This is a genomic window from Bradyrhizobium sp. CCBAU 11357 (assembly GCF_028128865.1).
Lineage (GTDB): Bacteria > Pseudomonadota > Alphaproteobacteria > Rhizobiales > Xanthobacteraceae > Bradyrhizobium.
Genome location: NZ_LBJW01000103.1, coordinates 87,287 through 101,108, shown reverse-complemented (window position 1 = coordinate 101,108; position 13,822 = coordinate 87,287). Strand labels below are relative to the sequence as shown.

General features: G+C 64.2%; 13 protein-coding genes. 5 read left to right on the top strand and 8 right to left on the bottom strand.

The window, feature by feature from the left end:
- Window positions 1-28 precede the first annotated feature (28 nt).
- Window positions 29-1,237 (top strand): hypothetical protein, encoded by a 1,209-nt coding sequence (locus XI05_RS21260; RefSeq protein ID WP_271505304.1) that lies wholly within the window; start codon window positions 29-31, stop codon window positions 1,235-1,237.
- Window positions 1,238-1,269: 32 nt separating this feature from the next.
- On the opposite strand, the gene XI05_RS21255 is transcribed toward XI05_RS21260, so the two are convergent.
- Window positions 1,270-2,208 carry a glycosyltransferase family 2 protein gene (locus XI05_RS21255; protein ID WP_246572028.1) on the bottom strand — a complete coding sequence of 313 codons (939 nt, stop codon included), beginning with the start codon at window positions 2,206-2,208 and terminating at the stop codon, window positions 1,270-1,272.
- Window positions 2,209-2,444: 236 nt separating this feature from the next.
- Between XI05_RS21255 and rfbF the strand changes: the two genes are divergently transcribed.
- Genes rfbF through XI05_RS21235 form a run of 4 tightly spaced genes read left to right on the top strand, consistent with a single transcriptional unit; the run spans window position 2,445 to window position 6,474 of the window.
- A complete protein-coding gene (gene rfbF / locus XI05_RS21250; RefSeq protein ID WP_271505303.1) occupies window positions 2,445-3,215 on the top strand; it encodes a glucose-1-phosphate cytidylyltransferase in 771 nt (256 codons plus the stop codon).
- The gene (rfbG, locus tag XI05_RS21245; RefSeq protein ID WP_271505302.1) at window positions 3,212-4,273 is read left to right on the top strand and encodes a CDP-glucose 4,6-dehydratase; all 1,062 of its coding nucleotides are present in this window, start codon (window positions 3,212-3,214) and stop codon (window positions 4,271-4,273) included. The genes rfbF and rfbG overlap by 4 nt, the downstream gene beginning before the upstream one ends.
- Before the next feature lie 25 nt (window positions 4,274-4,298).
- Window positions 4,299-5,540, top strand: coding sequence for a class I SAM-dependent methyltransferase (locus XI05_RS21240; RefSeq protein ID WP_271505301.1), 1,242 nt, complete (start codon window positions 4,299-4,301; stop codon window positions 5,538-5,540).
- The gene (locus XI05_RS21235) at window positions 5,533-6,474 is read left to right on the top strand and encodes a hypothetical protein (RefSeq protein WP_271505300.1); all 942 of its coding nucleotides are present in this window, start codon (window positions 5,533-5,535) and stop codon (window positions 6,472-6,474) included. Before XI05_RS21240 ends, XI05_RS21235 begins: the two co-directional genes overlap by 8 nt.
- A gap of 11 nt (window positions 6,475-6,485) precedes the next feature.
- On the opposite strand, the gene XI05_RS21230 is transcribed toward XI05_RS21235, so the two are convergent.
- From XI05_RS21230 to XI05_RS21200, 7 genes are read right to left on the bottom strand one after another with little or no spacing between them, the layout of a single operon-like run.
- A complete protein-coding gene (locus XI05_RS21230; protein ID WP_271505299.1) occupies window positions 6,486-7,325 on the bottom strand; it encodes an SDR family oxidoreductase in 840 nt (279 codons plus the stop codon).
- 12 nt (window positions 7,326-7,337) lie between these two features.
- Entirely contained in the window at window positions 7,338-8,099 is a 762-nt protein-coding gene (locus XI05_RS21225; protein WP_271505298.1) for an SDR family NAD(P)-dependent oxidoreductase, read from the bottom strand.
- Window positions 8,096-8,944, bottom strand: coding sequence for a sugar phosphate isomerase/epimerase family protein (locus XI05_RS21220; protein WP_271505297.1), 849 nt, complete (start codon window positions 8,942-8,944; stop codon window positions 8,096-8,098). Before XI05_RS21220 ends, XI05_RS21225 begins: the two co-directional genes overlap by 4 nt.
- Window positions 8,941-9,705 (bottom strand): SDR family oxidoreductase, encoded by a 765-nt coding sequence (locus tag XI05_RS21215; protein WP_271505296.1) that lies wholly within the window; start codon window positions 9,703-9,705, stop codon window positions 8,941-8,943. The genes XI05_RS21220 and XI05_RS21215 overlap by 4 nt, the downstream gene beginning before the upstream one ends.
- Entirely contained in the window at window positions 9,698-10,387 is a 690-nt protein-coding gene (locus tag XI05_RS21210) for an acylneuraminate cytidylyltransferase family protein (protein WP_212260181.1), read from the bottom strand. The genes XI05_RS21215 and XI05_RS21210 overlap by 8 nt, the downstream gene beginning before the upstream one ends.
- On the bottom strand, window positions 10,387-12,306 hold the full coding sequence (locus XI05_RS21205; RefSeq protein ID WP_271505295.1) for an N-acetylneuraminate synthase family protein: 1,920 nt from the start codon (window positions 12,304-12,306) through the stop codon (window positions 10,387-10,389). The genes XI05_RS21210 and XI05_RS21205 overlap by 1 nt, the downstream gene beginning before the upstream one ends.
- A gap of 22 nt (window positions 12,307-12,328) precedes the next feature.
- Window positions 12,329-13,705 (bottom strand): GHMP family kinase ATP-binding protein, encoded by a 1,377-nt coding sequence (locus XI05_RS21200; protein ID WP_271505294.1) that lies wholly within the window; start codon window positions 13,703-13,705, stop codon window positions 12,329-12,331.
- Window positions 13,706-13,822 lie beyond the last annotated feature (117 nt).

Below are 13,822 nucleotides of genomic sequence, written 5' to 3'. Positions count from 1 at the left end.
GCTGGGGCGGGTTGTCACAGGGGGCCTAATGAACTGGTTATCCAGCCGTCTCGATCGGCTGATGAGGGTCGAAGACGGCGTGCAGACGCCGTCTCTCGGCCTCGTGCTCGGATTCTGGATCGTCACGAACGTTCTGGTCGGGCTCTGGTGGCGTCTGGAGATTTCCGATCGGTGGCTTCCCGGCGCTTTGCGGTATGTTGGAATAGCGTTCTATGTGCTCGCTGCGCTGGCTCCGCTGGTTATTCTCTTCAAGATCCGAGCTCGTTTTTTCAACCCGGTTGTCCTGGGGCTGTTCGTCAGCTGTTGCCTGGCCGCATCTATCACGGCTCATGAGGCCAATCTGCTGCGCGAGCAGATGCAGTTCAGCCTCAATCACGAGCGGGAGTTTGCCCATGGCGAACTCGTCGAAGGCATTATCCGCCCGCTCGTATCGAAAATCGTGGAAACCTACGTTCAGGTTCTCGGCGACGATCAACTGAGAGGATCGACCTGGCGGACGCATATAGCGATCAACTACATGTTCGGCTCGTTGTCGTTTCTTGCGGTGTTCGCGTTGGGGAGCCTTCTGCTCTCGCCGACCTCGACGTGGCTCTGCCTCCTCACTTTTGCGTTCTACACCCAGACGGCGATTTTTCCGGGGCGAATGGGTGCGGTATTCATTGCAGGCGGATTGTTCTGGCAGCTGTTTCTGCTGGTATCCCGGCGGTACCCGGCTGCGATCATATCGGGGCTCATCATCAGCTTCGCGAGGACCGACGTCGTGTTCGCAACGGCGTTCGCACCATTGAGTCTGGCAGCCTTCGAGCGGCGATGGCCCACGACCAGAGAATGGTGCGTGAGCGGCGTGCTGATCCTTATCTCTCTGCTGGTGCCAAAGATGCTGCTCTCGATGCACCCGCAGGCGATCTACACCTCATTCCTGGTGACCCAGGGCGACTACTTCAGCAAGCTCGTGGTCAATCTGCTGACCATGAAGCTTGCGGTGGCGATCGCGAGCCCCGTGCTCGCGATCGTGATCGTGAGAACGTTCGCGCTCACCCGAACGATGGCCGTGGTGGTCCCGGCCGGTCTTATTCATCTCGGAATCGTGTTCTTGATTGCGGATTTCTCCGAGACGCGATTGATCGTGCCCGCGCTGGGAGCTCTCGCGTTCATAAGCAGCGAAGCTCTCGGAAATTTTCTGACCGGCAAGAGCCAGACGGGAAGCGATGCCGACGTCGCGCGGGCGGAAGCCTGAGTTCCGGGTCCAAGGCCGAAAGGCGCTCGTCGTCAGAAATTGATCCGCTCGCGCTCGACCACGATCGGCCGTCGCCGGACCTGGTTGAAGATCGCGACAATGTATTCGCCGAGCACGCCGAGGAAAAACAACTGCACGCCGCCGAAGAAGAACAGGCCGATGATGATCGTGGGGATGCCGTGCGGACCGATGTCGAAGCCGGTTATCTTGAGCAGGAACACGACGAAGGCATAGGCGAAGCTCAGCGACGAGATGATCAGTCCGAAGAAAAACGCAGTACGTAGCGGCACGGTCGAGAAGCTGATGGCACCGAGCAGCCCCTGGTCGATCAGGCTCGACAGCCGGTTGCGCGAGATGCCGTGCTTGCGTGCCAGCCAGGTGTAGGGCACGCCGATCGAGCGAAAGCCGCACTCGAACGGCATCATCCGCATGAAGGGCTGGACGTCTTCGAACTGCTTCATGGCGTCGAGCACCTTGCGGTCCACGAGCTGGTAGTCGCCGACGTCGGCCGGATAATCGACATAGGACATCCGGCTGATCATCTTGTAGTAGAGATGCCGCGCGGTTCGGCTCAGAAAAGGCTCTTCGCGCCGGGCCCGGATGCCGAACACGATCTCGTAGCCTTGCTCCCAGTGCTTGACGAAAGTCGGGATCAGCGACGGTGGGTCCTGCAGATCCGCGGGCATGAACAGCACGGTGGCATCGCCTGTCGAGGCCAGCACGCCGTTGTAGGTGTTCCTCAAGACGCCGAAGTTCCGGGCGTTCACGATGACCTTCACCGACGGGTCCTCGGCTGCGATCTCCTTGAGAATTTCCACCGTCCGGTCGCTCGAGGCGTTGTCGCAGAAGATGTGCTCGCGCTCGTAATCCGGAAGCTCACGATCGAAGATGTCCTTGACCGCCGCGTAGCATTCCCGGATTCCCGCCTCCTCGTTGTAGCAGGGCGTCACAAGGCTGATCTTCTTTCGCATCAATCCTCCGGGACATCCAGCGAGCGGGACCATTCCCCCATGTGGGAATCAGGCAGCCGGCGACCGCCCGAGAGGACTGGCGCACCGGTGGTGGGGTTGCCATCCTTCAATCGTTTCTTTAGCAGGTAGGGCGGCGACTTCAACCGTTCCGGGAGCAGGGCGGGTGCGGTTGGATCTTGTTGACAAGGCTGGATTAATCGTTCTGATGTGACGTTTTCTGCTGGACGGGTATGAGCATGAAGGCCGTGATTCTGGCAGGTGGATTCGGGACTCGCATTACCGAAGAGAGCCACGTCAAGCCGAAACCCATGATCGAGATCGGCGGCAAGCCGATCCTCTGGCACATCATGAAGATCTTCTCGTCGTACGGTATCGACGAATTCGTCATCTGCTGCGGCTACAAGTCCTACGTCATCAAGGAATATTTCGCGAACTACTTCCTGCATATGGCGGACGTGACGTTCGACCTCGCCAACAATTCGATGGAAGTGCACAACAAGTTCGCCGAGCACTGGAAGGTCACCTTGGTCGACACCGGCCTCAACACCATGACCGGCGGCCGCCTCAAGCGCGTCAGGGACTACGTCGGTAACGAGACGTTTTGCATGACCTATGGCGACGGTCTCGCCGACGTCGATATCGGTGCGCTGCGGGAGTTTCATCGTGCCCACGGGCGTCACGCCACGGTGACCGCGATCCAGCCGCCGGCGCGTTTCGGCGCGCTCGATATCGGCGACGACGTGGTCCGCCATTTCGAGGAGAAGCCGCGCGGTGACGGCCGCTGGATCAACGGTGGCTTTTTCGTGCTGGAGCCGGCGATCTTCGACTATCTCGGCGACGACGCCACCATCTGGGAGCAGGAGCCGCTCAAGCGCCTGTCGCAGGACGGGCAGCTTGCAGCCTATCGCCACGCCGGCTTCTGGGAGGCAATGGATACCTTGCGGGACAAGGTGCACCTGGAGCAGCTCTGGGATAGCGGTCAGGCGCCCTGGAAGCGTTGGCAATGAATCCCGACTTTTGGAGCGGCAAGCGCGTCCTCGTCACCGGGCACACTGGCTTCAAGGGTGGTTGGCTGGTCGCGTGGTTGCGGCATCTCGGCGCCGAGGTCGCAGGTCTCGCGCTGCCGCCGTCGACGACGCCGAACCTGTTCGATCTGGCGCAGACGGGGCAGGACATCGTGTCGATCTTCGCCGACATCCGCGATCCACTCGCGGTCAAAGCTCTGTTCGACCGCTTCCAGCCCGAAATCGTGTTTCACATGGCCGCCCAGGCGATCGTGCGGGCATCCTATGACGATCCCGTCGGCACCTACGCGACCAACGTCATGGGCACCGTGCACGTCTTCGAGGCGGTGCGGACCTCCGGCGTGCGCGTGGTGGTCAACGTCACCAGCGACAAGTGCTACGACAACAAGGAGTGGGTCTGGGGCTACCGCGAGACGGATCCGCTCGGCGGCAAGGACCCCTATTCCAGCAGCAAGGCCTGCGCGGAACTGGTCGCGGCGGCGTATCGGTCGTCGTTCTTCAGCGGAACTCGCCGGATCGGCTTCGCCAGCGCCCGCGCGGGCAACGTGATCGGTGGCGGCGATTGGGCGCAGGATCGTCTCATCCCCGATGTGATCGCCGCGATCCGCAGCGGCCAGCCGGTGCCGGTCCGCAATCCCGATGCGGTGCGGCCCTGGCAGCACGTGCTCGAGCCGCTGTCGGGCTACATTCTACTCGCCGAGCATCTGTGGCGCGATCCGGCATCCTTCTCCAGCGAATGGAATTTCGGTCCCGACGCCGATAGCGTGCGCACGGTGCGCTGGCTGGTCGATCGCCTCGCGCACCTGTGGGGTGTTCCGCCGCAGCAGATGCCGCAGCCGGGTCAGCATCCGCACGAGGCGCGGCTGCTGTCACTGGACAGTTCCAAGGCGCGGGCGCATCTCGGCTGGGCGCCGCGTTGGGGCCTCGATCGGGCCGCCGCCGCCGTGGTGGAATGGTACAAGGCGTTCGAGCAGGGCGCCGCGGTCAAGCCGGTGATGGTTGACCAGATCGACGCTTTCATGAACACAAAGCGGGACTAGCCGCCTTTCTTATCGGATCAATATGATGGCCACCACGTCGACGAGACCGCTTACCGAGATCAAGAGTTGCGAGGTCTGCGGCAACGACAAGCTCGTGCCGGTGCTCGATCTCGGCCGGCATCCGCTGTGCGACGACCTGGTGGCGGTCGGGGAAACGCGCCAGTGCCGCGAATATCCGATTCAGATCGACTTCTGTCCGACTTGCGCGACAGGCCATCAGCGCTTCCAGGTGCCGAAAGAGGATCTTTTCCCCAAGGACTATCATTACCGCTCGCGTTTCACGGCCGATGTGCTCTCTGGGATGAAGGGGCTCGTGGCGACCTGCGCGGAGCGGATGGGACCTTTGACCGGCAAGATCGCGCTCGACATCGGCTGCAACGACGGCAGCCTGCTCGACTTCTTCCGCGAGGCCGGCGCGAAAACGGCCGGCATCGAGCCGACCGGTGCGGCGCAGGACGCGGCCGCCAAGGGCCATTTCGTGGTGCAAGACTATCTCAGCACAGAGACCGCCGCCGAGATCCGGCGTGGCGTCGGCACGCCGGACATCATCACCTTCACCAACGTTTTCGCGCATATCGAGGATCTGAACGGCGTGCTTGCGGCGCTGAAGGCGCTGCTCGGGCCCGAGACCGTGATCGTGATCGAGAACCACTATCTCGGTGCGGTGTTGGACCGGCATCAGTTCGACACCTTCTACCACGAGCACCCGCGGACCTATTCGTACAAATCGTTCAGCTTCATCGCAAAATCGCTCGGCCTCGACATCGTCAATGTCGAGTTTCCCGCGCGCTATGGCGGCAACATCCGCGTCGTTCTCGGACGTGCGGCAAAGAGCGATGCCGTCGCAGCGGACATCATTGCGCGCGAGAACAATTTCCAGGCCGAGTTCGCCCAGCTCGCGCGCGACGTCGAGCTCTGGAAGGCACGCAAGGGCGCAGAGCTGAAGAAGATCATCGCGGTACATGGTCCCGTCAGGGCCAAGGCATTTCCGGGTCGTGCGGCGATCCTGGTCAAGTTGCTGGGACTGACCGAAAAGGAGATCGTTGCCGTCCACGAGAAGCCGGGCTCGATCAAGATCGGGCACTACGTGCCGGGCACGCGCATTCCGATCGTCTCCGATGACGAATTGTTCGCGCATGGCGACCAAGCCAAGCCACTGCTCAATCTCGCCTGGCACATCTCACGCGAGATCCGGCAGTATCTCCAGGACAACGGATACAAGGGGCCAGTGATCGACGTTCTCAGCGCGGACGATTTCCATGCCTGAACTTCCCGTTTTCACGATCCTCGGATCGGGTTTCGGGATGTATGGATATCTGCCCGCGCTGATCGAGTGCGGGATGAAGGTGGCGCTGCCGGAGCGCTACCGTGCAGTGGTCGGCGGTCGAAGCGAGCTCGTCCAATACGTGCCCGAGGTGATTTGGTGTCCCGGCACTGAGGAGGCGCTGGCACGGGCGAGCGGGGCAGTGGTTGCGCTTCGTCCTGCCGATCAGGCCGACTGGATGGCGCGGCTGGCAGACATGCCGGGCATCCGCGAGCTGATCCTGGAGAAGCCGGTTGCGCCGACGCCGCAGCTTGCGGCGCAGCTCATCGAGGCATTCGAGCGCGCCGGCAAGCGCTATCGCGTCGGCTACACCTTTCGTTTCATGCCGTGGGCGGAACGGCTTCGCGCGGTGCTCGGCGAGAGCACCGATGGCCTCTCGCTGGACTGGACCTTCATGGCGCATCACTATCGCGCCAATCTGACGAACTGGAAGCGGTTCGACGCCAGTGGCGGCGGTGCTCTCCGCTTCTACGGAATCCATCTGATCGCGCTTCTTGCAGAGCTCGGTTACGACGACGTGGCGATGTCGAGGCTCGCCGGGCCGTCAGACGCCGAGACATCGTCATGGAATGCCGTGTTCACGGCCAAAGGCCTGCCGTCATTCGCGCTACGCATCGACAGTCGCGCGCCACATACATGCTTTAGCATCGCGGCAGGACGGCGCGGGAAGAGCGATCTAGCGATCGTCGACCAGCTTGACCCGTTTTCGTCGGTCCAGCAGAGCTCGATGAACGTTCGCGATCCCAGGGTCGACGTGCTGGCGCAACTTTGCCGCTCGCTCGGCGAGGCCGATGCGGACCACGCGCAACGTCAGCGCAAGATCATCGCGCTATGGACTCGGATCGAGGCGGTGTCCCGCCGAACATCTGCGTTCTGAACTGCGAGTCGCTACCACACGCTCCGGCCACCGTCCATCACCAGGTTCTGCCCGGTCATGTAGCTCGACGCATCCGAGCAGAGGAACTGGACCGCGGCGCGATATTCGTCGACATCGGCCATGCGCCCCATCGGGATCAGGCGCGTCAGTCGTTCGACGAAGGCCGGATCCTGGTTATTGAAGACGCCGCCCGGCGAGATCGCGTTGACGCGGACGCCGTGATCGGCCCAGTACGTCGCCAGATATTTCGTCAGCCCGATCAAGCCGTGCTTGATCACGGAGTAGGTCACCGGCTTCACCGGCTGCTCCTCCTCGCGGGTCACCTGCGGCTGGCGGTAGAGCCGCTGGTCCGGCGCGATCACGCCGAGATCGGAGGCGATGTTGAGGATCACGCCGCGGCCACGCGATGCCATCGCGCCGCCAAACACCTGGGCGCACAGCATCGCGCCGGTCAGGCCCACGGCGATCTCGGTCTGCCATTGCGGCACCGGAAACGCCTCGAATCGGGAGGAATGCATCACGCCGGGTGCGGAGGTCACCTTGGGGTCGATCGCCGCGTTGTTGACGAGGATGTCGACGGAGACGCCGCGGCCGGAAAGCTGCTCGTGCGCAGCGCGCACGGAATCGAGCGTGGTGACGTCGATCGCAAGCGCGATCAGGTCGGCGGACGGCGCATTCTGCTTGAGCGCGGCAACGGCGGCTTCGGCTTGCGCAAGCCCGACGTCGGTGACGACGACGCGCGCGCCGGCCTCGGAGAGCGCGGCGACATGCTGCCGCCCGAGCAGGCCGCCTGCACCAGTCACGAGGGCGGTGCGGCCGGTCAGGTCATAGCGTGAGGACGGGCTTGCCATTGGAGCTCCTGTTCAGCTGCGCAATTGGCCGCCATCGGCGACCATGACGCTGCCGGTGATGAATGCCGCGCGTGGCGAGGCGAGGAATGCGACGAGGTCGGCGACCTCTTCCGGCTTCCCCAGCCGGCGCAGCGCCACCTCGCGAACAAGCATGTCCTCGACTGCGGCCCTGTTCTCGGCGAGCTTGCGCGCCCAGGTGCCGTCGGCGGCGAGGATGTTGCCCGGCGCGACTGCATTGATGCGGATGCCCTCGAGCGCCAGCGGTCGCGCCAGCCCGCGCACGGTGGCGTTCAGCGCCGCCTTCGCGGCATAGTAGGTGACGGGGGCGCCCAGCGCCGCCATGCCGGCGATCGAGGAGATGCAGACGATGGACCGGTCGCCACTGCCGCGCGCCATCAGCTTCCGTGCGGCCTCGATCATGTTGGTCGCGGCGAAGAGATTGAGGTCCATCACCCGTGACCATTCCGCCGCATTTTCCTGCCCGGGCGGCACGGAAGCGCCGCTGCCGACGTTGCAGACGAGAATGTCGAGCTGGCCCCATTGCCGTTCGACCTCGTGCGCCAGCCTTGCTGCGGCGGCCAGGTCGGTGACATCGGCCACGTGGACCGACGTGCTGCCGCCGACCCCAGCCCGTGCGGCATCGAGCGCATCGGCGCCGCGCGCCGCCAGCGCGACCCTGGCGCCTTCCGCAGCGAGCGTCGTCGCGATCGCAAGCCCGATCCCACGGCTGGCACCGGTGACGAGAGCGACGCGATCGTTCAGCTCGAGCTTCATCGCGCGGCATCCTCGATCCACCGAACCGTCATGTCGCGATATGTCGCCAGCGCGCCGGCGTGATCGCCATCGCTGGCCCGCGCGGTTTGCAGGATGTACTGTCCCCTGTAGCCGGAGCGCTCGATCAGCCGGATCGTCTTGGCAAGATCAGCGTCGCCGGTGCCGAGCGGCACGGTGGTGCCGCCGCGCACGCGGTCCTTGACATGGACATTGAGAATGCGGGGCGCGTAGGCCTCGATCTCCTCGACGCTGTCGTAGCCCAGCGAAGCGCTGTTGCCGCTGTCGTAGTTGATGCCGAAGACCTCCGCCGGAAACGCCGCCATGAAGCGGGCGAGATCGCGCGGCGGCAGATCGGACTCGAAGACGATCTTGACGTTCTGTCTCACGAGCTGCTCGCGGCGGGCGATCAGCACCCGCTTGAGCGTGTCGCTCTCGCTCCCGCGCTCGATCTTGCCGTTGTCGACCAGCGGGATCACGATGAACTCGATGCCGATACGGCTGCAGGCGGCAATCAGGAGATCGAGGTCGTTGACGAGAGCATCGCGCACGACGGCATCGACCTTCCAGAACGGCGCCTGCATGAAGCAGTCGCCGGTCAGGCTCGGGATGCGCACGCCGTTCTCGCGCGCCAGCGTCAGAATCTCCTGTTGTCCCGGCTCGGTCATCAGCGGGTTCTCGCGCAGGCGCTCCTGGTCGATGGTCCACTCCATCCGCGTCAGGCCAAGGGCCTTGGCGCGGGGAAATTCCTCGCGCCATTCGTTCCATGGGAATGCCTGGATCTTGCCGTCGACCAAAGCCGACAGGCGTCCCTGCATGAAGCCGATGCGTTCGAGCGTTGCGGTCACGATGTGCTATCCGAACTGATGGCGAGGCCCTTGGCGATCCAGCCGCCGTCGACGAAGATTTCCTGGCCGGTCACATAGGCGGAGGCTTCCGAGGCCAGAAAAACGGCGGCGCCCACCATGTCGGCGGGCTGTCCCCAGCGGCCGAGCATGGTGTGGCGGCGCCGATCCTCGTGCATGAGCGGATCGGCATAGCTCTTGGCGGTCATCTCGGTCGCGACGTAGCCCGGCGCAAGCGCGTTGACGCGGATGCCGTCCGGCGCGTAGTCGGCGGCGAGTGCGCGCGTCAGCCCGGCAAGACCCGCCTTTGCCGCGACGTAACCGGGATTGCCGGGAAAGCCGCGCACGGAATTGATGCTGGTGACGTTGACGATCGCCGCCGCGCCCGCGTTCTTCAGGAGCGGATAGGCGGCGAGGATCGTGGCGTAGACGCCGGTGAGATCGGTCGCCACCGTGGCGCGGAACCGCGCGAGCTCGCTTTCGCTGCTTTGAGCGGGAAGGCTGATGCCGGCGGCATTCACGAGTGCGTCGATACGATCGCCCTTTGCCGCGATGGTGCGGAATCCGCTTTCAATCGCGCTGTCGTCGGAGAGGTCGCAAGCAATGGCGGTGACGCCCTGCGGCGCGGTCCCGGACCGGCTGAGGCCGAACACGGTGGCTCCGGCGTCCTTGAGGCCGCTCGCAATCGCCGCGCCAATGCCGCGCGAGGCGCCGGTGACCACCGCGATCTTGCCTGCGAGAGAGAAGGCGCTGAGATCAGGCATAGCCGTAACTGTGCATGATGGCGGCGCAGAGCTTGACGTCCTCGGGGCGGTCGATCTGGAACATCTTGTGACGCTCCATCACGTGAAAACCGATCTTGCCGCCGAGACGATTGTTCTGCTCGCGCAGGAGGGATGGGATCAGGACGTAGAACGAGCCGTTCTCGAGGTAGCGCTTCTCGATCTGCTGCCGCATGCGGCGATTGCGATAGTCGTAATTGATCGGCTCCGGGCCGTTCGCGCCGATCCGCCAGTTGAAGTAGTCCTCGACCTCGCAGACCGACAGCAGGCTGTCGAGATGGTCGCGATCGAAGGTCGCAAGCGCGTTCTCGATGTCGCTGGGCTCGCGGATCGGCGATGTGGCCTGAAGCGCGACGATGCGCTCGAACCGGCCCATTTGCGCCTCGGTCGCATCGAAGGCATGCAGCCAGGCGGATTCGGAGGAGGCGAGGTCGCCCGAAATGTCGTCCGGACGCCGCACGCCGACCGCCCCGGCGGCCTCGGCCGCGGCGAGGATTGCCTCGCTATCCGACGAGACCGCCACCACGTCGACGCCGCGTGCAGCGCGAGCCTGTTCGACCGTCCAGGCGATCAGCGGCTTGCCGCAGAGATCGAGCAGGTTCTTGTGCGGGATACCCTTGGAGCCGCCGCGCGCGGCGATCACGGCCAGCGTCTTGCGCGCCATCAGATGTGTCCCTCGAGACGCTCGAGCGCGGTCCAGAAGCCTTCGCCCATGTTCTTGTGGCCCTGCCATATTTCGGGAATGAACGAGGCCGTCGGTGCATGCTTGCGCAGCACCTGTCCGATTTCGTCGAAATCGATCTCGCCTTCGCCGATCTGGAGACCTTCGCCGTCGAGCCCCTTGGCGTCGCCGAAATGCAGATGCGCAGTGTGCGGCCCGAGCTGGGCGAGGCCTTGCGCGAAGTCGAAGCCGAAATGATTGGCGGCGAGCTTGGTGTGGGAGATATCGACACACATGCGCAAGCCATGCTTGGCGCAGAACGCGGCCGATTCCTCCGGGAAGATGAAGATGTTCTGGTGGCGCTGGCCGCCGAAATGCCAGGGGAACGGCGCCATGGTCTGCGGCGTCAGCTCGACACCGTCCATGTCGAGCTCGGTCAAGCTCTGCGCAAAGATGCGGTAGCGCTCGGCTTTCTCCTCCGGCGGCAGCGGCTCGTCCATGGTGAAGCCGCCGATATTGGCGACGATGGGCGGTTGCTTGGTCTTGGGGAAGAACTTCTTCAGGCCGCGGGTGATGTCGATCACCGCTTGCGTCTGCTCGAGCGAGTAGCGCCGCAGCGCCTCGTCGGGCGTTGCGAGGTCCATCAGCTTGGAGCCGGCAAATAGCTCCGGCGCATGCACGACGAAGCCGAGATCATAGGTGCCCGACAGATAGGCCGCCGGATCGCGCTCCATGTCGCTGTAGCTGAGATGGAATTCGATGATGTCGGGCTCGCAGATCTCCAGGAAACGCTCGGTATCGTGATAGCGCACCGGCACGCCCCAGGGGCGGTCGAACTTGTAGCGCCGCGCTTTCGCGGCCCCCTCATTGAGGTCGCTCTGGAAGAAATAATCGTCGGCCGCCATCGTCCGCGTCAGCTTGCGGCCGAGCAGCGCCGGCATCTTCAGCGGCGACAGGCCCTGTCCCGGGCTCTTCACGGCGATGTCGCGTTCGGAGATCACGGTGCCGGCCGACAGGTCGCGCGCGGCCACCAGGCTCTTGGCGAGGTTCTCGCGGTTGATCAGCTCACCCTGGCTCAGGGCGCGTTCGGCGAGCTTCTCGCCGCGCGCCGCCTCGACCTCGCGAATGCCGGAGACGAGCGCCTTGAATTCCTCCGGCTCGAGACTTGCGGCATGGTCCGGACCTTCCATCTCGCGATCGAGCGTGATGTGGCGTTCGATGACGACGGCACCGAGCGCGACGGCGGCCGTCGACACGGCAATGCCGCGCTCGTGGCCGGAATAGCCGACGACCGGATGGATCTCGCGCAGCGTTTCCATGAAACGCAGGTGGATGTTGTGGAGCGCGGCCGGATAGGTGCTCTGGCAATGCAGGAGCACGTAGCTGGCATTGCGGTCGTCGAGGAATTTCGCCGCGGCCTTGATCTCGTCCGTCGTGCTCATGCCGGTCGAGACGATCAGCGTCTTACCGGTGGCGGCGAGGCGGGCGAGCAGCGGCAGGTTGGTGAGGTCGGCAGAAGCGACCTTGTAGGCCTCTACGCCGAAGCCTTCGAGCACGGCGACGCTCTTCGCGTCCCAGGGCGTGCAAAGGTATTCGATGCCCTTGGCTGCGCAATATTCGGCGATCTTCTTCTGCTGTGCGGTCGGCAGCTCGAAGCGGCGCAGAAGATCGAGCGTATATTCGACTGCGAGGTCGTCGTCTTTCCCGGACAGGCTCGAGGCGCGATAGACCTCGTCGAGCTTGCGCATCTGGAATTTGGCGCAGTCGGCTCCGGCCGCGACCGCGGCGTCGACCAGCGCAATGGCGCGGTCGAAATCGCCGTTATGGTTGTTGCCGATCTCGGCGATGACGTAGCAGGGTTCGCCATCGCCCAGAAGACGGTTGCCGATGCGGACCGGAGCAGGCTGTTTGGGCGATGTCATCAACATTCTCGTCTCATATGCGTCAGGCGAGCTGCGCCGGAACACGCGACTTCCACGTCCGCAGCCCGTTCTCCTCGAACATGATGCGCGAACAGCCGTGCCCCTGCTGTTCCAGCGCCGCGATCAGCTGGTAGCGCTCGAATGGGCGGACGAAGAACATGAAGTAACCGCCGCCGCCGGCGCCGAGCAACTTGCCGCCGACCGCGCCATGCTGCTTGGCAAAATCGTAGATCGCGTCGATCGCGTCCGACGAGATCTTGGAGCTCAGCTTCCGTTTGGCGTGCCAGGCCTCGTCGATCAGCCGGCCGCATTCCAGCAGCTGGCCGCGCAGCAGATGCCGCCTTATGTCGCGCGTCACTTCCTTCTGCTTGGCAGCCGCGGCGACGGCGTCGCTGGTCTCGTGCTGAGCCTTCTGGTCGCGGTGAATGGCGCCGGAATCGCGCCCCGAGCCGATGTAGCAGAGCACCAGGCTCTCCTCGAGCTCGGCGATGATGTTGGGATCGAGGCGAAGCGGCACGATGGTGTTCTGGTCGGAGAAGAACTCCATGTGATTGAATCCGCCGAACACGGTGGCGTACTGATCCTGCCAGCCGCCGGGGATGTTGAGCATCAGCCGCTCGGCCTGGAAGGCCATCTCCGCGATCTCGTGGCGATCCCACTGGTCGCTGCGAAATTCATTGAAGCAGCCGATGATCGCCGACGAGACCACCGCGGAGCCGCCGAGGCCGGATCCGACCGGAAAGTCCGCGGACACTTCGAGCTCGAAGCCGTAAGTCGGCTTGATCAGGCGCACAACCGACTTGATCAGTGCAAGATCTCCGCCCGTTCCGAGCTCTGCGAGATTGTCGGCCTCGACCGTGCGGCGGAAGTCGTGCGAGTAGATCCGGATGCTGGGATCGCTCCGGCGCCGCAGCGTTGCGTGAGCGTACATCTTGATCGTGGCGCTGATGACCGCGCCGCCGTCATTCGCCACGAAGTAATGCGTCAGGTCGGTGCCGCCGCCGGAGAAGCTGATCCGCACCGGCGAGCGGGCGCGCGCGAACACCTCGCTCTCTTCCGACAGGTTGAACAGCTCGCGGCTGAACACGTCGACCAGCCGCCCATCGCCATCGAGGATCGGCACCACGTGGACACGCTGATCGAGCAGCTTGAGGATCTGCTCGCGTGGCCCGCCGGTCGGTGCCCAGACGAAGTTGCGGTTGATGCAGGACGCAACCCGGTCCTGGATCGTGATGCCGGTCAGCATGCGCCTGCGGATGTCACCGTCCGTCACGGCACCGACGATTCGCCCACTCGCGTCCTGCGCGAACAGGATGCCGAGCATGTTCGCATTCAGGCGCCGGAAGGCTTCCTCAATGGTCTCGGTCTCGACGATGGTGACGAGGGTTCGGTCAAGCACGTTTTGGGGTCCAGGAAGGGCCAATTCCAGGCCGTATCGCAGCAGGGGTTGGTAATACGGGAGCCGCAGGGACGATGCAAGGTTCCTGCGCCCGGGGGATCGCCCCATATGGCCGCC

What these genes read in the sequence shown, in the direction of transcription:
- XI05_RS21225 (WP_271505298.1), bottom strand. Translation starts at nt 8,099, where the DNA reads ATGAAGCTCGAGCTGAACGATCGCGTCGCTCTCGTCACCGGTGCCAGC.
- XI05_RS21210 (WP_212260181.1), bottom strand. Translation starts at nt 10,387, where the DNA reads ATGGCGCGCAAGACGCTGGCCGTGATCGCCGCGCGCGGCGGCTCCAAG.
- XI05_RS21260 (WP_271505304.1), top strand. Translation starts at nt 29, where the DNA reads ATGAACTGGTTATCCAGCCGTCTCGATCGGCTGATGAGGGTCGAAGAC.
- rfbF (WP_271505303.1), top strand. Translation starts at nt 2,445, where the DNA reads ATGAAGGCCGTGATTCTGGCAGGTGGATTCGGGACTCGCATTACCGAA.
- XI05_RS21235 (WP_271505300.1), top strand. Translation starts at nt 5,533, where the DNA reads ATGCCTGAACTTCCCGTTTTCACGATCCTCGGATCGGGTTTCGGGATG.
- XI05_RS21255 (WP_246572028.1), bottom strand. Translation starts at nt 2,208, where the DNA reads ATGCGAAAGAAGATCAGCCTTGTGACGCCCTGCTACAACGAGGAGGCG.
- XI05_RS21230 (WP_271505299.1), bottom strand. Translation starts at nt 7,325, where the DNA reads ATGGCAAGCCCGTCCTCACGCTATGACCTGACCGGCCGCACCGCCCTC.
- XI05_RS21205 (WP_271505295.1), bottom strand. Translation starts at nt 12,306, where the DNA reads ATGACATCGCCCAAACAGCCTGCTCCGGTCCGCATCGGCAACCGTCTT.
- XI05_RS21215 (WP_271505296.1), bottom strand. Translation starts at nt 9,705, where the DNA reads ATGCCTGATCTCAGCGCCTTCTCTCTCGCAGGCAAGATCGCGGTGGTC.
- rfbG (WP_271505302.1), top strand. Translation starts at nt 3,212, where the DNA reads ATGAATCCCGACTTTTGGAGCGGCAAGCGCGTCCTCGTCACCGGGCAC.
- XI05_RS21240 (WP_271505301.1), top strand. Translation starts at nt 4,299, where the DNA reads ATGGCCACCACGTCGACGAGACCGCTTACCGAGATCAAGAGTTGCGAG.